Raw genomic sequence first — 19,478 nt, forward strand, 5'->3', positions numbered from 1 at the left:
GCGGTTTTTTTAGTGGTTGAGTCAAGCATGGATCAAGAGGCGGCAGGCAAGGAAGACATCAGCAAGGAGGAGTTGGCAAAGCGTCCGATCCGCAGCTTTGTGTTGCGCCAGGGCCGGTTGACCCATGGCCAGCAGCGTGCGCTGGACGAACTCATGCCGGTGTTCGGCGTGCCCTATGCGCCTGCTATCTTGGATATGGACGCGCTATTCGGTCGTGGTGACAGCCTTAAAATCCTGGAAATCGGGTTCGGCATGGGGGATAGCACGGCCAAGATTGCGCAGAACCAGCCGGAACGGGATTTTCTCGGGGTCGAGGTGCACACCCCGGGGGTCGGCAGCCTGCTCAAGCAGATCGGCGAGCTGGAGCTCAAGAACCTGCGCATCGTGCAGCACGATGCGGTGGAAGTGTTGAAGCACATGATTGCAGACGCCAGCCTGGACGGCGTGCATATCTTCTTCCCCGACCCCTGGCACAAGAAGCGGCACCACAAGCGCCGGCTGATCCAGGCCGAATTCGTCAAGCTGCTATGCAGCAAGCTGAAAGCGGGCGCTTACTTGCATGTGGCTACCGATTGGCAGGAGTATGCGGAATGGGTGCTGGACATCCTGCAACAGGAGCCGCTGCTCGAGAATACGGCGCAAGGTTATGCGCCCAAGCCGGACTACCGTCCGTTGACCAAGTTCGAGAACCGCGGCATCAAGCTAGGCCACGGCGTCTGGGACATCATCTTCCGGCGCAAATAGCCAGCGCCCGATCACAGTCTCGGCTTCCTCCACACCTTGCTTCTTCAAGCTGGAGAACAATTGCACGCTGCAGTTGCCCCAGTTGGCCTCGAGCTCTTTCCTGACCTGCTGCAATGTCTGGTTGGCGGCCTGACGCGACAGCTTGTCCGACTTGGTGAGCAGGGCATGGATGGGCTTGCCGCTCGGGCTGTACCAGTCCAGCATTTGGCGGTCCAGCGGGGTGAGGGGATGGCGGCAGTCCATGACCAGCACCAGCCCGCCAATGCAGGGGCGTTGGCTCAGGTAGCTGGCCAGCGTGAGCTGCCAATGCTTGCGCATGGCTTCCGGCACCTTGGCGTAACCGTATCCGGGCAGATCCACCAGGAAGCGGTCGTTGCCCAGGCTGAAAAAATTGATGAGCTGGGTACGCCCGGGTTGCTTGCTCACAAAGGCAAGGCGGTTGTGGTTGGCCAATGTATTCAAGGCGCTGGATTTCCCGGCATTGGATCGTCCTGCAAATGCGACCTCCACGCCGGCAGGGGGAGGCAGTTCGCTCAGCTTGTGGGCGGAAATATAAAAAGTGGCGTTTTGAAACAAGGGCATGAAAAGGAGAGGGCCGTCGACGGAAAGGGAAAAATATTAGCACGAAGTAGGGTTTTTTATATAAAATGCGGCCCTATTCGCAGTGTTGGTATCCAGAAAGTTGAGAGTTTGCCAGCGCGCTACGTTGAGTCAGGCCGGGAATTGTAAGTAAACCGAGTTGTTTTTGCTTCGCCTGACAACCGAAAGCCTCATATAAGCGTTAAGGGTGGCATTAGCCGCCCTTAACTTTTTATATTGCCAGGCTTGCTTGCAACCAACCATAGGCATGATGGTCTCACCTCAAATTTTTTAAATGGTCTTGTTTTGAATTCCGTACAGTCCACCAGGCACAGGCTATATGAGCTGCTGAGCTCCATGCGTTTTGCAGTCAGCGTGCTGGTCGTGCTGGGCATCGCCTCCATTATCGGCACCGTGCTCAAGCAGAATGAGCCGTATACCAACTACATCGTGCAGTTCGGCCAGTTCTGGTTCGAGTTCTTCGAGTTCCTCGGGCTTTACGACGTTTACCATGCTGGCTGGTTCCTGGTCATCCTCGTCTTCCTGGTGCTTTCCACTTCGCTCTGTATTTACCGCAATTCCCCGCTCATGCTGCGGGAGCTGCGCGCATTCCGCGAGAACGCCAAAGAAACTTCCTTGCGCAGCTTCAGCCACCATCACGAATACCACACCCCTTACTCGACCGGGGAGACCGCATCCCGCCTGGCGCAGTTCCTTTCAGCACACGGCTTCCGCTATAAGACCGTGACGCAGGAGGATGGCGGCAACCTGTTCGCCGCCAAGGCAGGCAGCTATCAACGGTTGGGCTATATCCTCACGCATGCTGCGATCGTCATCATCTGCATTGGCGGCCTCATGGACGGCAACCTGGTGTTCAAGGCGCAGGAGCTGCTCGGATACAAGGTGGTGGAGACGCGCGACATTCCCGAGCGCAAGGTGCCGCCGCAAAGCCGCATGTCCCCGGCCAACATTTCCTTCCGCGCCAATATGACGCTGCCTGAAGGTGCCGGCGCCAATGCGGCCTTCCTGCGCGTGCGGGACGGATACCTTGTGCAGGACTTGCCGTTCAGCATCGTGCTGAAGGCTTTCCGTATCGAGCATTACGATACCGGGCAGCCCAAGTCTTTCGAGAGCGATGTCATGATCATCGATCCCGAACGCGAGGAGCCTGTCACGGCGACGATCAAGGTGAACCATCCCCTGATCTACAAGGGCATTGCCATCTACCAGTCCGATTTTGGCGATGGCGGCTCCAAGCTGGACTTCAAGGTATGGAACCTGCTGGGGAGCCATGCGGACAATATTCCATTCAGCGGCAACGTATTCAACAAATATGAAGTCAGCGGCGGCAATAGCCCGTTGAGTGTGGAGCTATCCGATTTCCGCCTGTTCAATATCCTGAACCTTTCGGTGGACGGCAAGGGCAAGCCGCGCAACGTGGGCCCCAACGTCACCTTCAAGGTGCGCGATGCGGAAGGGCAGGCGCGCGAATATGTGAACTACATGAACCCGCTGCTGCTGGACGGGCGGCAGTATTTCCTCTCCGGCATGCGCTCCATGCAGCAGGACAGCTATCGCTACCTGCGGATTCCGGCAGACGAAGAGGGCGGGATCGATGGCTACATGAACTTCCGGGCGGCGATGTTTGACCAATCGTTATATCCGGAGATTGTTCGTCGCGTATCCCAGCTTGCCTTGTCCAATCACGGCGACCTCAATACGGAGACGCGTACCAGGTTTGAAGACAGCGTCAGGCAACTGCTGCAGGCATTTGCCCAGGGCGGGTTCGGCAAGGTGGCCGAGATGATAGACGAGGCGGTGCCGGAGGCGCAGCGCGCCGGCGCGGCGCAGGCATACGTCAAGGTGGTGACGACGGCCGCCTTCAGCGCCTATGCGATCAGCCGCGAGCGTGCGGGGCTGCCGCCAACCGGCAATAGCGAGGAGTTGCAGGCCTTCATCGAGGACAGCCTGCATGCGATCAGCGACAGTTTCCATTACGGCGCCCCGCTATACTTGCAATTGACGGGGTTCGAGCATCGCCAGTCCAGCGGGCTGCAATTGACGCGCTCGCCGGGCAAGGTGCTGGTCTATTCGGGTTCGGTGCTGCTGGTGCTTGGGATTTTCTCCATGATTTATATCCGCGAGCGCCGTATCTGGCTGCTGGTGAAGCCGGAAAACAACCGCGTGTTGTTTGCCATGTCGGCCAACCGCAAGAACCGCGATTTCGATATCGAATTCGACAAAATGCGCGACAAGCTCGCGCGCCTGCTGGAAAACCAGCAAGTGTGACATCGGTCACGTAACCAACATGTATTGGGGTTGATGATGAAAACTGCCTATATGGAAGATGTGCCGGAGCCGTTGTTCAAGCGCCTGAGCTTGGCGGACTGGGGATATGCCCTGCTGCTGCTGCTGGGCGGGCTGTTCGCATTCCGGCAATATGCCGAATTCATGGATGCGTACGAAGTGGGCATCCTGTTCGGTTCGATAGCCTTGTTCAGTTGGCTGGGATGGCAGTGGAAGCCCATGCGTGCTTTGTTGCTGGTTGTGGCGGGCATCAGCCTGGCATCCATCCAGCTCTACGATGGCAGCCAGGCGAATGTGGAGCAGGTGTTCCTGCTCAAGTACCTGTTTTCCAGCCAGTCCGCCATCATGTGGATGAATGTGCTGTTTGTCCTGGCGATGCTGGCTTACTGGCTGGGCCTGATTGCCCGCTCTGCCTTTGCGGCCAAGGTCGGTTCGGGCCTGGTCTGGTCTGCCGTGGTCATGGGGTTTGTCGGCCTCATGGTACGCTGGTACGAATCCTACCTGATCGCCCCGGATGTCGGGCATATCCCGATCAGCAACCTGTATGAAGTCTTCATCCTGTTCTGCCTGATCACCGCGCTGGCGTATCTCTACTACGAAGGCCGCTATGCCACCCGCCAGCTGGGCGGTTTCGTGCTGGTCGTCATCAACGCCGCCGTCGGTTTCATCCTCTGGTATACCTTCGATCGCCAGGCCTATGAAATTCAGCCTTTGGTGCCTGCCCTGCAATCCTACTGGATGAAAATCCATGTGCCGGCCAACTTTATCGGCTACGGTACATTCGCCCTGGCGGCCATGGTCGGTTTGGCCTATTTGCTGGTGGACAAGGGCATTCTTGCATCCCGCCTGCCGAGCCTGGAAGTGCTGGATGACGTGATGTACAAGGCTATTTCCGTCGGGTTCGCCTTCTTCACCATTGCCACCATCCTAGGCGCCATGTGGGCGGCGGAGGCGTGGGGCGGCTACTGGTCGTGGGATCCCAAGGAGACCTGGGCGTTGATCGTCTGGCTCAACTATGCCGCCTGGCTGCACCTGCGGCTGGTCAAGGGGTTGCGCGGCCCCATCCTGGCCTGGTGGGCGTTGGTTGGGCTGCTGGTGACCACCTTTGCCTTCCTGGGAGTGAACATGTTCCTGTCCGGATTGCATTCCTACGGCGAGCTGTAGAACGCTGAATAACTAAAAAAGGCCGCGCTGCAATGCAGTCGCGGCCTTTTTATTTGGCGAGCCTGGATTGCGGCTATTTCATCTCCAGCCTGAAGCGTACCGTGCCAGGCTGGTTCTCCACCAAGGCAAGCTGGTAGCCAGCCTGTTGCGCCTGGCGTCCTGCCTGATAAAGCCCGATGCCCAGCCCGCCTTCCGAGCGGATGCGTTTGCGGAACAGGCTTGCCGCCACCTCTTCCGGCATCGGATTGCCGCTGTCGGTGACTTCGACAAAGATTTGACTGCCGATTACCAGGGCGGCCGAGATGCTGATGTCAGGTTCGTGCCGGGCTTTGGCCAATGCATTCTGCAGGAGATTGTCCACCACGCTGTCCCATACCTCGCTGTCTATCCTGGGGTCGGCTTCCGTCGTGATGGTTTCTCTGAAGCTGATGCGGGTGCCTGTATAGCGTTGTTGCAGGTTGTCCCACCACTCCAGCAATGGCAGCATGCGCGTGTTCTCGTTACGCGGGGCGCCTAGCTTGTCCAGCGTCAACGCCAAGCGCTGGTTGAGCAGCGGCAACTGCTTGCGGATCAGCGCGACCAGCCGTTCATTGTCGGCCTCGGTCGCCTGTTCGGCCGCGCTGCAAAGCGCGCTCATGGATTGCACGATGTTCTTCATGTCGTGGGTGAGGCGGGCGCCGGTTTCGTAGATCGCCTGCATGTAGGTATTCTGCAGCAAGGCTTCCTCGCGGCGCTTGGCTTCGTGGAACTCGCCCAGGATCTGCGTCAGCAGCTTGAGGTGAATCGTGAGCGCGGGCGTGAGTGGCCAGCGGCTGTACAGGGTCAGGCGGAAATCATGGAACTCGAGGTCGGCATAGTAGGGCGCCTGGGTGCCAAACTCGTCCTGGTCGTCTTCTGTCTCCCATTTGCCGCCCGCCACCCACGGCAGGGTTTCAACTTCGCTCATCGCTGCATGCATGAATTCCTTGGCGCTAGTTTCGCGCTCGGCAAGCTCGGCGATATTTTTTATCCAGCGTTCAAACGGCAAGCCCACGCTCAGGAGATAGCGCGACAGCAACTGCCCAATGCCGCTGAAGCCGGCCCGAGGGTTCCATAGCCAGCTTGCCAGCAACAACGCCGCTGCCAGGCCGAATACCACCCATACCACCACCTCGGCATAATCGGCCTCGGTAGTGCGCGAAATCGTGAAAATGCTGAGAATCAGCGTGACCGAGAGCAGGAATAGCAGCAGGGTGTAAAAGAAATCGAGGATAGGCGCATGCTGGTGGGTTTCCTGCTTCACGCGCAGGAACAGGATGACCAGCGGCAGGACGGGCAGCAGGTAGAGCATGAGGAACTCTGTGACCAGCAGTGCCGTATCGGCATCCAGCAGGTGCGGAATTACCCATAGCAGCAGGACGGAAAGCAGGTAGGTGGCAGCAAACAGGTAGCTTTGGCGCGAGGCGCGCGCCGTTGCGGAAAAGATGCGCCCGCCCAGCAACCCGAACAGCGCGGAGAGCCAGATAGCCAACAGCCACCAGCTGACGAATACGGTAAACAGAATGCCGCCCGCGGCGAACAGCAGAATGGCTTGCAGGGAAAGTTTTTCCTTGGTTTGCCAGATCGGCTGCCAGATCAGGAACAAACCGTAATGGCAAAGCAGCAGACCTTTCTGTAGCGGGTCCTCGAAACCCCATAGCAATACTCCATGGAAGCTCAACAACATCAGCCCCAGCATCCATTGTTGCAGGGTCGATGCGCTTGGCCGATAGGAATTATTGCGGCTGCTTAAAGTGGCCATGAAATGGGGTGGTCTCTGGTAGCGTGTGTCGTAATCTTGTCACTATAGACGAAATCTCAACACTTTGACGATATTTTGGCAAGCATGGAATTTGGCCAAATCTGGTTAAAACCCGCGTCGGTATTGGGTTTTTCTTTAATTTTAGTCGTTTGCTAATTGGCATGAGAGTTGCATATCTCATACCAACTGATTATTGAGGCTGCCGTGGCGGCAACCTCGCGCAAGGATAGCATATGAAAAAAACATCCGGCTTCACGCTGATCGAGCTGGCGATAGTCCTGGTGATTATCGGCTTGCTCCTGGGCGGCGTGCTCAAGGGGCAGGAGTTGATTAATAGTGCCAAGGCAAAGAATATTGCTAATGACTTCAAAAATACGCAGATATTGCTTTATGGGTATCAAGATAAGTTCAGGGCATTGCCAGGTGACGATACCGCTGCCGCCGCGCACGTGTCAGGGGCTACAGCAGCAACTACCCCTGCAGGTACTCTTGGGAATGCTCAGATTAATGGGGACTGGAATTCTACAACTATCACTGATGAGTCTTATTTGTTTTGGCAGCATGTGAGATTGGCGGGGCTGGCTACCGGATCAACAGTTATAGGTGCTCCTGAATATATTCCTAGAAATGCAGACGGTGGTCAGATAGGCATTCAGAGTCGAGCAGGTTTCACTACGATAGTTGATGCAAACCCTATGGTGGGGACGTTTGTTGTGTGTTCTGAAGGAATTACAGGACGTTTGGCAAAACAGATTGATGTGCAAATGGATGATGGAGTGACTAATAGTGGTTCTGTACGAGTTGTCTCGGTACCAGGCCCCTCGCTTGCTAATGCCCAAGTTTTGGATGGGAATACTTTTATAGTGTGCATGTCTTTCTGACAGATGTTTGGAAAAGTAAAAGCCCGCATTTGCGGGCTTTTACTTTTCCAGCGTTATGAAGTAAAGCGCTTTTGCATTAAAATAGTCGGCTAATCAGAAAAGTAGCGATCATGAGCGACAACATCGTCGAAATTGACAATCTATCCTTTGGCTACAAGGCGCGCTTGCTGCACAAGGGCATCAACATGAAGTTCCCGCGCGGCAAGGTGGTGGCCATCATGGGCGGCAGCGGTAGCGGCAAGACCACGTTGTTGCGCCTGATCGGCGGGCAGTTGAAGCCGTCGGGCGGCGAGGTGCGCGTGGCGGGCGAGGTGGTGCACAAGCAGGACCGCAAAGGCTTGCAGAAGCTGCGCCGCAAGATGGGCATGCTGTTCCAGCAAGGCGCCTTGTTCACCGATCTTTCCGTTTACGAAAACGTGGCATTCCCGATCCGCGAGCATACAGATCTGCCGGAATCCATGATCCGCGACTTGGTGATGATGAAGCTCAACGCCGTAGGCTTGCGCGGTGCGCGCGATCTCAAGGCGACCGAGCTTTCCGGCGGCATGGCGCGTCGCGTGGCATTGGCGCGCGCGGTGGCGCTCGATCCTGCCATCATCATGTACGACGAGCCGTTTGCCGGGCTGGACCCGATCTCGATGGCGGTGATCTGCAACCTGATCCGCAGGCTCAATGATGCGCTGGGTGCGACTTCCATCATCGTGACGCATGACGTGCAGGAAGTATTCGCCTTTGCCGACTACGTCTATTTCGTGGCGGATGGCGTCGTCGCTGCCGAAGGCGCGCCGGAGGATCTGCGCAAGTCCGAGCTGCCATTTGTCCATCAGTTTGTGCATGGTGAGGTGGATGGTCCGGTGCCGTTCCACTATAGAGCGCCTGACTATAGACAGGATATCTTGAGGAGCGCGAATGTTTAGTGCTATGGCGAATGTGCTGCGCGGAATCGGCCATCGCGTGATTGATAACTTGTGGCGGTTCGGCGCCAGCGTCCGTTTTTTCTTTTACGTGTTGATCTACTCGGGTGAGAGCTTCCGCAGGCTACACCTGACCATACGCGAGATTTATTTCACTGGCGTGTTGTCATTGATCATCATCCTGGTGTCGGCGTTCTTCGTCGGCATGGTGCTGGCCTTGCAGGGTTACAACACTTTGCAGCGCTACGGCTCTTCCGAGGCGATCGGCGTGCTTGTGGCCTTGTCGCTGGTGCGCGAGCTGGGGCCGGTGGTAACCGCCCTGCTGTTTGCTGGGCGCGCCGGTACCGCCATCACGGCGGAAATCGGCCTGATGAGGGCGACCGAGCAGTTGTCCGCGATGGAGATGATGGCTGTAAGCCCTATCGCCCGCGTGGTGGCGCCAAGATTCTGGGCGGGCGTGTTCTCCATGCCGTTGCTGGCAGCCTTGTTCTCCATGGTCGGGGTGCTGGGCGGCTACCTGGTGGCGGTGCCCTTGATCGGCGTGGATGCGGGCGCGTTCTGGTCGCAGATGCAGGCCAGCGTGGATTTCCGGGAGGATATTGTGAATGGGGTGATCAAGAGCGTGGTGTTCGGCATTGCCTGCACCATGATCGCCTTGTTTGAAGGGTTTGATGCGCCGCCGACTGCCGAAGGCGTGAGCCGCGCGACGACGCGCACGGTGGTGAATTCCTCACTGGCGGTGCTGGGTCTCGATTTTGTAATGACTTCGTTCATGATTGTTGCGTAAGCGCAACACACTGGAGAAAAGATGGAACGTACAACAATTGATCTTTGGGTCGGTGTTTTTGTCGCTGCAGGGGCTGCGGCGCTGTTTGGTTTGGCATTGAAGGTCGGCAATTTCAACAGCGCCACCCTTGGCGAAACCTATAGCGTGACGGGAGCTTTTGAGAATATCGGCAGTCTCAAGCCACGTGCCCCCGTGAAAAGCGCCGGCGTGGTCGTGGGGCGGGTGGACAGCATCAAGTTCGACCCTGAAACCTATGAGGCGCAGGTGACAGTCAAGGTGGACAAACGGTATCCTTTCCCCAAGGATACGTTTGCCAATATCTACACTGCCGGCCTGTTGGGCGAGCAATATATTGGCCTTGAAGCCGGCGGCGACGACAAGATGCTGCAGGACGGCGACAAGTTTGTTAAGACGCAGGATGCCGTGGTGCTGGAAAAGATGATCAGCCAGTTCCTTTACAGCAAGGCGTCCGAGTCAGACGACGATAAGTCTAACGATAGTAAAGAGGCGGAATAAGCATGCAAACAATGATGAAGTGGATGGCCGCGATGGCGTTTGTCGGCTGTGCAAACCTGGCCATGGCGGAAGTCGCGCCTGACGCGCTGGTGAAGAAGACTGCCGAGGATGTGCTGGCGGTCGTGAAGCAGGACAAGGATATCCAGGCCGGCAACCAGAGCAAGATTTTTGCCTTGGCAGAAGAGAAAATCCTGCCCAACTTCAATTTCGACCGCGTGTCGCGCCTGGTGCTGGGCAAGGCCTGGACCAAGGCCTCTCCCGAACAGAAAAAGGCTTTCCAGGACGAGTTCCGCAGCCTGTTGTTGCGTACCTATGCCACCGCATTGTCCAAGTACCGCAACCAGACCATCGAATACAAGCCGTTCCGCGCGCAGCCGGGCGACACCGACGTCAAGGTGAAGACGCAGATCCTGCAACCGGGCGGCCAGCCGGTCGCTGTCGATTACAGCCTGGAAAAGAATGGCGAGGACTGGAAGGTATACGACATCACCATAGAAGGCGTGAGCCTGGTGACCAACTATCGCGGCCAGTTCAGCAACGAGATCCGCCAAGGCGGCTTGGACAGCCTGATCAAGAAGCTGGCTGCCAAGAACCAGGAATCCAACAAGTAAGCAAAGAGTAGAACTTGGCACAGATTCAACAACAAGGAAACCGCTGGCTGGTCAGCGGCGACATGACCGTCAATCAGGTCGATGTGCTGCTGGCTGAAAGCAAGGCCTTGCAGATGCCTGGCACATTGGAGATCGATCTCTCCCAGGTGGCGGAGGTCGATACTGTGGCGCTCAGCCTGATTTTCGAGTGGTTGCGCCATGCCGCTGCAAGCAAGTCTGCTGTCAGCCTGGCGAACTTGCCGGCTAACCTGGCCAGCCTGGCCACGCTGTACGGCGTGCTTGAGCTGATTCCGCAATCCAGCCCCAGCCATTGAGCATTGGGGCCTAGGCCCCAGTTTTCATCGATGATTCCCGCGATCAATATCCAGCAGGTGCACAAGCGTTTTGGCGATTTACACGCGCTGAAAGGTATAGACTTGTCCATTGAGCAGGGCGAGTTTTTTGCCTTGCTCGGGCCGAACGGCGCGGGTAAGTCTACGCTGATCAACCTGCTGGCAGGGTTGTCGCGGCCCAGCAGCGGCAGCCTGCAGGTGATGGGTTTCGACGTCAATGTTCAATATGCCGAGGCGCGTCGCGCCTTGGGCGTGGTGCCGCAGGAGTTGGTGTTCGACCCATTCTTCAATGTGCGCGAGATGTTGCGGTTCCAGGCCGGGTATTTCGGGCGCGGGCGCAACAATGACGCCTGGGTGGATGAGATCATCGAATCCCTGGGCTTGGCGGACAAGGCGCATACCAATATGCGCCGCCTGTCGGGCGGCATGAAGCGGCGTGCGCTGATCGGCCAGGCGCTTGCGCACAAGCCGCCCGTGATCGTATTGGACGAGCCGACTGCGGGAGTCGATGTCGAATTGCGCCAGACCATGTGGGAATTCATCCGCAGGCTCAACCGCGAAGGCCATACTATTATTTTGACCACGCATTATCTGGAAGAGGCGGAAACGCTCTGTAGCCGCATTGCCATGATGAAGCAGGGCGAGATCGTGGCGTTGGACAGTACGCGCAACCTGTTGAACCGCGTGCCCGGAAAGCGCCTGCGCCTCAAGCTTTCCGCTGCCTTGCCCGCGCCGTTGAGCCCCCTGGTTCGGGAAGAGCAAGGGGATGCCTATGTCCTGGCAATTGCCGATGTGGCGCAACTGGAATCCATCCTGGCCGAATTGCGGGTTGCGGGCGTGACGGTTGAGGATATGCAGTTGATCGAAGCCGATCTCGAGGATGTGTTCGTGGAGATCGTAAGTTGATGGCGAATTTGCTCAGCCAAAATCTGCGCGGTCCGTGGACCTTGTTCAAGAAGGAGCTGCTGCGTTTCTGGCGCGTGAGTTTCCAGACGGTCGCCGCGCCGGTGATGACCGCGTTGCTATACCTGCTGATCTTCTCTCATGTGCTGGAAGGCCGCGTGCAGGTGTATCCCGGCGTGGGCTACACTGCATTCCTGATCCCGGGCCTGATCATGATGTCGCTGTTGCAGAACGCTTTTGCCAACAGCTCCTCCAGCCTGATCCAATCCAAGGTCATGGGCAACCTGATCTTCATCCTGCTGACGCCGATTTCCTATTTTGGATTCTATCTGGCGTTTCTTGCAGCCTCCGTTATTCGCGGTCTGGTGGTCGGCCTGGGGATTTACCTGGTTGCCATTCTCTTCATCGACTTACCGGTCGCGCATCCCGGCTGGATATTGACGTTTGCGTTGCTGGGCAGTGCGTTGCTGGGCACTTTCGGCATTATCGCCGGCATTTGGGCGGAGAAGTTCGACCAAATGGCAGCTTTCCAGAACTTCGTCATCATGCCGCTTTCGTTCCTGTCCGGCGTATTTTATTCGATACACTCGTTGCCCCCGTTCTGGCAGCAGGTATCGCATCTCAACCCGTTTTTCTACATGATAGACGGTTTCCGCTACGGCTTCTTCGGGGCAGGGGATATTTCGCCCTATATCAGTCTGGGCGTTGTTGCAGGATGCTTTTTTGCCCTATCATTCATTACTTTACAGATGCTGAAATCCGGCTACAAATTGCGAGGCTGAACCGTGTTAAGTGCAGAAGCGTTGAAAAACTATATTGCCCATGGACTGGCCTGCGACCACGTGCAGGTGCTGGGCGACGACGGGCAGCATTTCGAGGCCATCATCGTCAGCCCGCTGTTCGCAGGCAAGAACATGGTGCAACAGCATCAATTGGTATATCAGGCTTTGGGCGATCGCATGCGCGAGGAGATTCATGCCTTGTCCATGCGGACATTCACCCCGGAAGCCTGGGCCAAACTCAATGCCACGCTTTGATGGCGAACCGACTTAAATTAAGGACAGAACATGGATACACAAGCGTTGATCAAGAACCAGGTGACAAGCAACCCGGTGGTGCTCTACATGAAGGGCAGCCCCAAATTTCCGCAATGCGGTTTTTCCGGGCTGGCCGTGCAAATCCTGCAAGCCAGCGGCTTGAAGGATTTCGTCGCGATCGATGTGCTGGCCGACCCTGCCATCCGCGAGGGCATCAAGGTCTACGCCAATTGGCCGACCATCCCGCAGCTTTATATCAAGGGCGAGTTCATCGGCGGTGCGGACATCATGCGCGACCTCTACCAGCAAGGTGAATTGCAGAAACTGTTGCAGGAAGCCCAGGCATAACACGTGGATAAGCTAGTCATCCAGGGCGGCGTCCCTTTAAACGGTGAAATATCGGTTTCCGGCGCCAAGAATGCCGCTTTGCCCATTCTCTGTGCGAGTTTGCTGACTGCCGAGCCGTTGACGCTGGGCAATGTGCCGCAGTTGCACGATATCGCCACCATGCGCAAACTGCTCGCTCACATGGGGGTGAAGATTGCTGAACTGGGCGATCATCGCCTGAGCCTGGATGCCAGTGATATCCATACCTGCGAGGCGCCGTACGAGATGGTGAAAACCATGCGCGCTTCCATCCTCGTGCTGGGGCCGTTGCTTACAAGGTTCGGCCGTGCGCGGGTGTCGTTGCCTGGCGGCTGTGCCATCGGTTCGCGTCCGGTCGACCTGCATATCAAGGGCTTGCAGGCGATGGGGGCGGAAATCCATATCGAGCATGGCTATATCGAGGCCAAGGCCGACAAGCTCAAGGGCGCGCGCGTCTTCATGGATATTGTCACGGTAACGGGCACGGAAAACCTCATGATGGCGGCCGTCCTGGCAGATGGCGTGACGGTGTTGGAAAACGCGGCCCGTGAGCCCGAGGTTGTGGACCTGGCGGAATGCCTGACCAAGATGGGCGCCAGGATTGAAGGCGCGGGCACCGACGTGATTACGGTGACGGGTGTTGCCAGCCTGCATGCGGCCAGCCATGATGTGGTCTGCGACCGGATTGAAGCGGGCACTTACATGGTGGCGACTGCCATGACCGGGGGAGAAGTCAAGCTCAACAATGCTCGCGCCGACCTCTTGGATGCCGTGATCGACAAATTGCGTGAAAGCGGCGCCGAAGTCGGATATGCCGGCAACAGCATTACCATACGGAGCGAGGGCGTGCTCAAGCGCAAAGGCGCGCTGAAATCGGTCAGCATCCGCACAGCGCCGCATCCGGCGTTCCCCACCGACATGCAGGCCCAGTTCATGGCGCTGAATACCGTGGCGGACGCAGTGGCCACTGTGACGGAAACCATTTTCGAGAACCGTTTCATGCATGTACAGGAAATGCAGCGCCTGGGCGCTAGTATCGAGGTGGAGGGCAATACGGCCATCGTGCGCGGCCGCGAGTTTCTCGAGGGGGCGACCGTGATGGCGACCGATTTGCGCGCTTCGGCCAGCCTGGTGCTGGCAGCGTTGGTCGCGCGTGGCGAAACGGTCATCGAGCGTATTTACCATCTGGACCGCGGCTACGAGCGGCTGGAAGAAAAACTGGGACAGCTGGGCGCACGCATCCAGCGGATAAAATAAAGCCCCGGCAGTCCAATAAACAAGAAAGACAGCAATGATTACTATCGCCCTTTCCAAGGGACGTATTTTTGAAGAAACCGTGCCGCTGCTGGCAGCAGCAGGGATTGCTGCGCTGGAAGACCCGGAAGCTTCGCGCAAGCTGATCTTGCCGACCAACCGCCCCGATGTGCGCCTGATCATCGTGCGGGCGACCGATGTGCCGACTTACGTGCAGTATGGCGCGGCCGATCTCGGGATCGCAGGCAAGGATGTGCTGGACGAGCACGGCGGCGAGGGTTTGTACCAGCCGCTGGATCTGAACATTGCGCGTTGCCGCATGATGGTCGCGGTGCGAGAGGATTTCGATTATTTCGGCTCCATTCGCCGCGGCGCACGCCTCAAGGTCGTGACCAAGTACGTCAAGACCGCGCGCGAGCACTTCGCTGCCAAGGGCATGCATGTCGACCTGATCAAGCTGTATGGTTCGATGGAGCTCGGGCCGCTGGTCGGTTTGGCTGATGCCATCGTGGACTTGGTCAGCACCGGCGGCACCCTGCGTGCCAACCACCTCAAGGCGGTGGAGGAAATTACCGACATCAGTTCTCGCCTCGTCGTGAACCAGGCGTCGCTCAAGCTCAAGCGCGACCAATTGCAGCCCATCATGGATGCGTTTGCCCAGGCCGTGGCGGCCAATCAATAACCCAGGGTTGGAATCATGAATATCAGACGTTTTTCTACAAGCGATGCAAGTTTTGATCAGGACCTGAAGGCCTTGCTGGCATTCGAGACCGCGCAAGATGACACGATAGACAACGTAGTGGCGGATATCCTGCGCAATGTCAAAACGCGCGGCGATGCCGCCGTGCTGGAATATACCCAGCGCTTCGACCGGTTGGATGCGCAGTCCGCGCAATCCATGTCCCAGCTCGAAATCGGCAAGGCCGAACTGCACGCTGCCCTGGACGGCCTGCCTGCCGAACAGCGCGAAGCCTTGCAGCAGGCGGCGCAGCGCGTGCGTGACTACCACGAGAAGCAACTGATGTCCTCCTGGACCTATACCGAGGAAGACGGCACTTTGCTCGGGCAGCAGGTCACGGCGCTGGACCGCGTCGGCCTCTATGTGCCCGGCGGCAAGGCGGCCTATCCGTCGTCCGTGCTCATGAATGCGATTCCTGCCAAGGTGGCGGGAGTGCAGGAGCTCATCATGGTCGTGCCTACGCCCGGCGGTGAAAAGAACCAGCTGGTTCTTGCCGCGGCGGCAGTATGCGGCGTCGACCGCGTCTTCTGTATCGGCGGCGCCCAGGCAGTTGGCGCGCTGGCCTATGGTACGGAAACCGTGCCGCAGGTCGACAAGATCGTCGGCCCCGGCAATGCCTATGTGGCGGCAGCCAAGCGCCGCGTGTTCGGCGTGGTCGGCATCGATATGGTGGCCGGCCCGTCTGAAATCCTCGTGATCTGCGACGGCAAGACCAATCCAGACTGGGTGGCGATGGATTTGTTCTCCCAGGCCGAGCATGATGAATTGGCGCAAGCCATCCTGCTGTCGCCCGATGCGGCGTTCCTCGATGCCGTACAAGCCAGTATCGAGAAACTGGTCGAGGAAATGCCGCGCAAGGAGATCATCCGTACTTCCCTGCAGAACCGCGGCGCCTTGATCAAGGTGAATGACCTGGAGCAGGCGGCGGAGATCGCCAACTATATTGCGCCCGAACACTTGGAGCTGTCGGTGGACGATCCGCTGGCATACAGCAAGAAAATCCGCCATGCGGGCGCCATCTTCATGGGGCGCGACACCTGCGAGGCCCTTGGGGATTACTGTGCTGGCCCGAACCACGTCCTGCCGACATCCCGCACCGCACGCTTTTCATCGCCGCTCGGTGTCTACGATTTCCAGAAGCGTTCCAGCCTGATCATGGTGTCCAGCGCCGGTGCGCAGAAGCTTGGCCGTGTGGCGGCCACCCTGGCCTACGGCGAAGGCTTGCAGGCGCATGCCCGTTCCGCCGAATTCCGCTTGAAAGGCTGACCTTGAGCAAGTACTGGAGTGCCATCGTGCATGAGCTGACTCCCTATGTGCCCGGGGAGCAGCCCAAGCTGACCAACCTGGTCAAGCTCAACACCAATGAAAATCCCTACGGCCCTAGCCCCAAGGTGCTTGCCGCGCTTGAAGCAGAGGCCGCCGACAGCCTGCGCCTTTACCCTGACCCGACCTCGGACAGGGTAGTGCAGGCGGTAGCGAAATTTTACGATGTGCCAGATACGCATGTGTTTGTCGGCAACGGCTCCGATGAGGTGCTGGCGCATACGTTCCATGCGCTGCTCAAGCACGACAAGCCGATCTTGTTCCCCGACATCACCTATAGTTTCTACCCGGTGTATTGCGGGCTGTATGGTATCGAATACCAGACGGTCGCTTTGGGCGAGGAATTCGAGATCAATGTGGATGATTATTACCGCCCCAACGGCGGCATCATCTTCCCCAACCCTAACGCGCCGACCGGCCGCGGTTTGCCGCTTGCCGAGATTGAGCGGCTGCTCAAGGCCAATACCGAGTCGGTGATAGTGATCGACGAGGCCTACGTCGACTTCGGCGCCGAGTCCGCGGTGGGGCTGGTCAAGCAATATCCCAACCTGCTGGTGACGCATACCCTGTCCAAGGCGCGTTCGCTCGCAGGCCTACGCGTTGGCTATGCCATCGGCCAGCCGCATCTGGTCGAGGCCTTGGTCAGGGTCAAGGACAGCTTCAACTCCTATCCGCTGGATCGTTTTGCGATCAGCGGCGCTGCCGCTGCGATTGAGGACCGGGCGTATTTCGAGGAAACCTGCCGCAAGGTGGTCGCGACCAGGGAAGCGCTGGTCAAGGAATTGCAGGCGTTGGGTTTTGTCGTCCTGCCTTCGGCTGCCAATTTCATTTTTGCCAGGCATGGCGAACGCAGCGGCGCTGAACTGGCCGCCGGTTTGCGCGAGCGCAGCATCATCGTGCGCCATTTCAGCAAGCCGGCCCGCATCAGCGATTTCTTGCGGATTACCATCGGCACGGACGCACAGTCGCAAGTGTTGGTTCATGCATTGAAAGAGATTTTAACCCCTTAAAACTGATGCATTTGACGTGCTATGGCATTGATTTGCCGATCAATTAAGAGAATACTGCACCATTACTTCCCTTAATCATTGGAAAAAATGTATCATAGCGCGGTCAGTACATCATAATTCTGTAATTAAAGCGGAGGAAGCATCGTGGCAAAACCATTAGTTCAAATGGCATTAGATTCACTAGATTTCGATCAGACTGTAGCGCTTGCTACGACTGTTGCACCACACGTTGATATTCTTGAAATCGGCACACCCTGCATCAAGTACAACGGTATCAAACTGCTGGAAACTCTGCGCGCAAAGTTCCCTAACAACAAGATCCTGGTCGACCTGAAGACCATGGATGCTGGCTTCTACGAAGCTGAGCCATTCTACAAGGCTGGCGCCGACATCGTGACCGTACTCGGTACTGCCGACATCGGCACCATCAAGGGCGTGATCGACGTTGCCAACAAGTACGGCAAGAAGGCACAGATCGACCTGATTAACGTGGCTGACAAGGCTGCACGTACCAAGGAAGTAGCCAAGCTGGGCGCGCACATCATCGGCGTTCATACTGGCCTGGACCAACAAGCTGCCGGTCAAACTCCGTTTGCCGACCTGGGCTTGGTTTCCGGCCTGAACCTGGGCGTGGATATTTCCGTGGCTGGCGGCGTAAAGGCGACTACTGCCAAGCAAGTGGTTGATGCGGGCGCGACTATCGTTGTTGCCGGTGCGGCTATCTACGGTGCTGCTGATCCTGCCGCTGCTGCCGCTGAAATCAGCGCCGCTGCCAAGGGTACCCAAAGCAGTGGTGGCCTGTTCGGCTGGCTGAAGAAGCTGTTCAGCTAATTGAAGCTTGTTGCGGCATGCCTTCCGGCGTGCCGGCCGAGCTTGTCTGGAAACCGTTGCAAGACTGCGTGGACTGTTTTGCAACGGTTTTGATTTTATGACTCATGATTTTGAATGACTGCCATGCGTAACGCTGAAGTGAGCCGCAATACCCTGGAAACCAAGATTGCCGTTGCCATCAACCTGGATGGCACCGGGATATCCAAGCTGAACAGCGGGGTTGGTTTTTTCGATCATATGCTGGACCAGATCGCACGGCATGGCATGATGGACATCAACGTTGAGTGCCAGGGGGACCTGCATATCGACGCGCACCACACCGTTGAGGATGTGGGCATTGCCTTGGGTCAGGCTTTCAGCAAGGCGTTGGGCGATAAAAAAGGCCTACGCCGTTACGCGCATGCCTATGTGCCGCTGGACGAGGCGTTGTCACGAGTCGTGCTGGATATTTCAGGACGTCCTGGGTTGGAGTTCAACGTGGAGTTTACCCGTGCGCGCATCGGCGAGTTCGATGTCGATCTGGTACGTGAATTCTTCCAGGGGTTTGTCAACCATGCCGCCATTACGCTGCATATAGATAACCTGCGCGGCAAGAATGCCCACCACCAGGCAGAAACCATTTTCAAGGCGTTTGGCCGTGCTTTGCGCGCCGCAGTTGAACTCGACCCCCGTATGGTGGGTATAATGCCTTCAACTAAAGGCAGTTTATAGATATTTTCCGGTTTTCTACCGACCTACCATGACAGATATAGCCGTTGTTGATTATGGCATGGGCAATTTACGCTCCGTGTCCAAGGCGCTGGAGCATGTCGCCCCCAACCAGACCGTGATTGTGACCAGCGACCCGGCACAGATTGCCGCGGCCAAACGCGTCGTATTTCCCGGCCAGGGCGCCATGCCGGACTGCATGCGCGAGCTCGATGCCCGCGGCTTGCGCGCGGCTGTCATTGCCGCTGCTGCAGAAAAGCCGTTCCTGGGTATCTGCATCGGCCTGCAATTGTTGTTCGAACATAGCGAAGAAGGCGATGCCGCCGGCCTGGGCATACTGAAGGGCAGAGTCAAGCGTTTTGCAGCAGCAGACATGCACGACGAGCACGGAGCAAAGCTCAAGGTGCCGCACATGGGCTGGAACCAGGTCTACCAGAGCCTGGAGCACCCGCTATGGCATGACATTGCCGATGGCGAACGTTTCTATTACGTGCATAGTTATTATGTCTCGCCAGATGATGCTGGTCTGGACGCGGGCTATAGTGAATACCCCAAGCGTTTTACCAGTTCCATCGCTCGCGGCAACCTGTTTGCGGTGCAGTTTCACCCGGAAAAAAGCCACGACGCGGGCCTTAAGCTTCTTTCAAACTTCGTCCGATGGGACGGGGTGTTTTAATCGTTTAATTTGTCAA

General features: G+C 57.4%; 22 protein-coding genes. 20 read left to right on the forward strand and 2 right to left on the reverse strand.

What is annotated here, in order from left to right; genetic code table 11:
• Positions 1–27: 27 nt before the first annotated feature.
• The gene (gene trmB / locus ACJSDX_RS09800; RefSeq protein WP_407994546.1) at positions 28–744 is read left to right on the forward strand and encodes a tRNA (guanosine(46)-N7)-methyltransferase TrmB; all 717 of its coding nucleotides are present in this window, start codon (positions 28–30) and stop codon (positions 742–744) included.
• On the opposite strand, the gene yihA is transcribed toward trmB, so the two are convergent.
• Entirely contained in the window at positions 703–1,326 is a 624-nt protein-coding gene (gene yihA, locus ACJSDX_RS09805) for a ribosome biogenesis GTP-binding protein YihA/YsxC (protein ID WP_407994547.1), read from the reverse strand. The genes trmB and yihA overlap by 42 nt on opposite strands.
• A 354-nt stretch (positions 1,327–1,680) precedes the next feature.
• Here yihA and ACJSDX_RS09810 point away from each other — a divergent pair, with 354 nt between their 5' ends.
• Both ACJSDX_RS09810 and ccsB read left to right on the forward strand, forming a co-directional pair.
• Positions 1,681–3,612, forward strand: a complete 1,932-nt coding sequence (locus ACJSDX_RS09810) for a cytochrome c biogenesis protein ResB (protein ID WP_407994548.1) — start codon at positions 1,681–1,683, stop codon at positions 3,610–3,612.
• 36 nt (positions 3,613–3,648) lie between these two features.
• Entirely contained in the window at positions 3,649–4,794 is a 1,146-nt protein-coding gene (gene ccsB / locus ACJSDX_RS09815) for a c-type cytochrome biogenesis protein CcsB (protein ID WP_407994750.1), read from the forward strand.
• Positions 4,795–4,867: 73 nt separating this feature from the next.
• On the opposite strand, the gene ACJSDX_RS09820 is transcribed toward ccsB, so the two are convergent.
• On the reverse strand, positions 4,868–6,574 hold the full coding sequence (locus tag ACJSDX_RS09820) for a sensor histidine kinase (RefSeq protein WP_407994549.1): 1,707 nt from the start codon (positions 6,572–6,574) through the stop codon (positions 4,868–4,870).
• A 233-nt stretch (positions 6,575–6,807) separates the two neighbouring features.
• Between ACJSDX_RS09820 and ACJSDX_RS09825 the strand changes: the two genes are divergently transcribed.
• The 17 genes from ACJSDX_RS09825 to hisH all read left to right on the forward strand — a co-directional run bounded on the left by ACJSDX_RS09825 (position 6,808) and on the right by hisH (position 19,462).
• Positions 6,808–7,455, forward strand: a complete 648-nt coding sequence (locus ACJSDX_RS09825) for a prepilin-type N-terminal cleavage/methylation domain-containing protein (protein ID WP_407994550.1) — start codon at positions 6,808–6,810, stop codon at positions 7,453–7,455.
• 110 nt (positions 7,456–7,565) lie between these two features.
• A complete protein-coding gene (locus ACJSDX_RS09830) occupies positions 7,566–8,372 on the forward strand; it encodes an ABC transporter ATP-binding protein (RefSeq protein WP_407994551.1) in 807 nt (268 codons plus the stop codon).
• Complete coding sequence (gene mlaE, locus ACJSDX_RS09835; RefSeq protein ID WP_407994552.1) at positions 8,365–9,156, forward strand: lipid asymmetry maintenance ABC transporter permease subunit MlaE; 792 nt, start codon at positions 8,365–8,367, stop codon at positions 9,154–9,156. The genes ACJSDX_RS09830 and mlaE overlap by 8 nt, the downstream gene beginning before the upstream one ends.
• Before the next feature lie 21 nt (positions 9,157–9,177).
• On the forward strand, positions 9,178–9,672 hold the full coding sequence (mlaD, locus tag ACJSDX_RS09840) for an outer membrane lipid asymmetry maintenance protein MlaD (protein ID WP_309564159.1): 495 nt from the start codon (positions 9,178–9,180) through the stop codon (positions 9,670–9,672).
• A gap of 11 nt (positions 9,673–9,683) precedes the next feature.
• Entirely contained in the window at positions 9,684–10,283 is a 600-nt protein-coding gene (locus tag ACJSDX_RS09845) for an MlaC/ttg2D family ABC transporter substrate-binding protein (RefSeq protein WP_407994751.1), read from the forward strand.
• A gap of 14 nt (positions 10,284–10,297) precedes the next feature.
• Positions 10,298–10,597 (forward strand): STAS domain-containing protein, encoded by a 300-nt coding sequence (locus ACJSDX_RS09850; RefSeq protein WP_309564161.1) that lies wholly within the window; start codon positions 10,298–10,300, stop codon positions 10,595–10,597.
• A gap of 30 nt (positions 10,598–10,627) precedes the next feature.
• A complete protein-coding gene (locus ACJSDX_RS09855; RefSeq protein ID WP_407994553.1) occupies positions 10,628–11,521 on the forward strand; it encodes an ABC transporter ATP-binding protein in 894 nt (297 codons plus the stop codon).
• On the forward strand, positions 11,521–12,300 hold the full coding sequence (locus tag ACJSDX_RS09860) for an ABC transporter permease (protein WP_309564163.1): 780 nt from the start codon (positions 11,521–11,523) through the stop codon (positions 12,298–12,300). Before ACJSDX_RS09855 ends, ACJSDX_RS09860 begins: the two co-directional genes overlap by 1 nt.
• A 3-nt stretch (positions 12,301–12,303) precedes the next feature.
• Positions 12,304–12,555 carry a BolA family protein gene (locus ACJSDX_RS09865; RefSeq protein WP_309564164.1) on the forward strand — a complete coding sequence of 84 codons (252 nt, stop codon included), beginning with the start codon at positions 12,304–12,306 and terminating at the stop codon, positions 12,553–12,555.
• 30 nt (positions 12,556–12,585) lie between these two features.
• On the forward strand, positions 12,586–12,903 hold the full coding sequence (grxD, locus tag ACJSDX_RS09870) for a Grx4 family monothiol glutaredoxin (protein WP_407994554.1): 318 nt from the start codon (positions 12,586–12,588) through the stop codon (positions 12,901–12,903).
• A gap of 3 nt (positions 12,904–12,906) precedes the next feature.
• Complete coding sequence (gene murA / locus ACJSDX_RS09875) at positions 12,907–14,178, forward strand: UDP-N-acetylglucosamine 1-carboxyvinyltransferase (RefSeq protein ID WP_309564165.1); 1,272 nt, start codon at positions 12,907–12,909, stop codon at positions 14,176–14,178.
• 34 nt (positions 14,179–14,212) lie between these two features.
• Positions 14,213–14,857, forward strand: coding sequence for an ATP phosphoribosyltransferase (hisG, locus tag ACJSDX_RS09880; RefSeq protein WP_309564166.1), 645 nt, complete (start codon positions 14,213–14,215; stop codon positions 14,855–14,857).
• 15 nt (positions 14,858–14,872) lie between these two features.
• Complete coding sequence (gene hisD / locus ACJSDX_RS09885) at positions 14,873–16,180, forward strand: histidinol dehydrogenase (protein ID WP_407994555.1); 1,308 nt, start codon at positions 14,873–14,875, stop codon at positions 16,178–16,180.
• A gap of 2 nt (positions 16,181–16,182) precedes the next feature.
• Positions 16,183–17,247 carry a histidinol-phosphate transaminase gene (gene hisC, locus ACJSDX_RS09890; protein ID WP_407994556.1) on the forward strand — a complete coding sequence of 355 codons (1,065 nt, stop codon included), beginning with the start codon at positions 16,183–16,185 and terminating at the stop codon, positions 17,245–17,247.
• A 165-nt stretch (positions 17,248–17,412) separates the two neighbouring features.
• On the forward strand, positions 17,413–18,078 hold the full coding sequence (hxlA, locus tag ACJSDX_RS09895; protein ID WP_309564169.1) for a 3-hexulose-6-phosphate synthase: 666 nt from the start codon (positions 17,413–17,415) through the stop codon (positions 18,076–18,078).
• Positions 18,079–18,201: 123 nt separating this feature from the next.
• A complete protein-coding gene (gene hisB / locus ACJSDX_RS09900) occupies positions 18,202–18,789 on the forward strand; it encodes an imidazoleglycerol-phosphate dehydratase HisB (protein WP_407994557.1) in 588 nt (195 codons plus the stop codon).
• A gap of 28 nt (positions 18,790–18,817) precedes the next feature.
• Positions 18,818–19,462: an imidazole glycerol phosphate synthase subunit HisH gene (gene hisH / locus ACJSDX_RS09905; protein WP_407994558.1), complete on the forward strand. Its 645-nt coding sequence runs from the start codon at positions 18,818–18,820 to the stop codon at positions 19,460–19,462.
• Positions 19,463–19,478: the final 16 nt, after the last annotated feature.

This window comes from Methylobacillus draconifructus (genome assembly GCF_045984355.1).
Lineage (GTDB): Bacteria > Pseudomonadota > Gammaproteobacteria > Burkholderiales > Methylophilaceae > Methylobacillus > Methylobacillus flagellatus_A.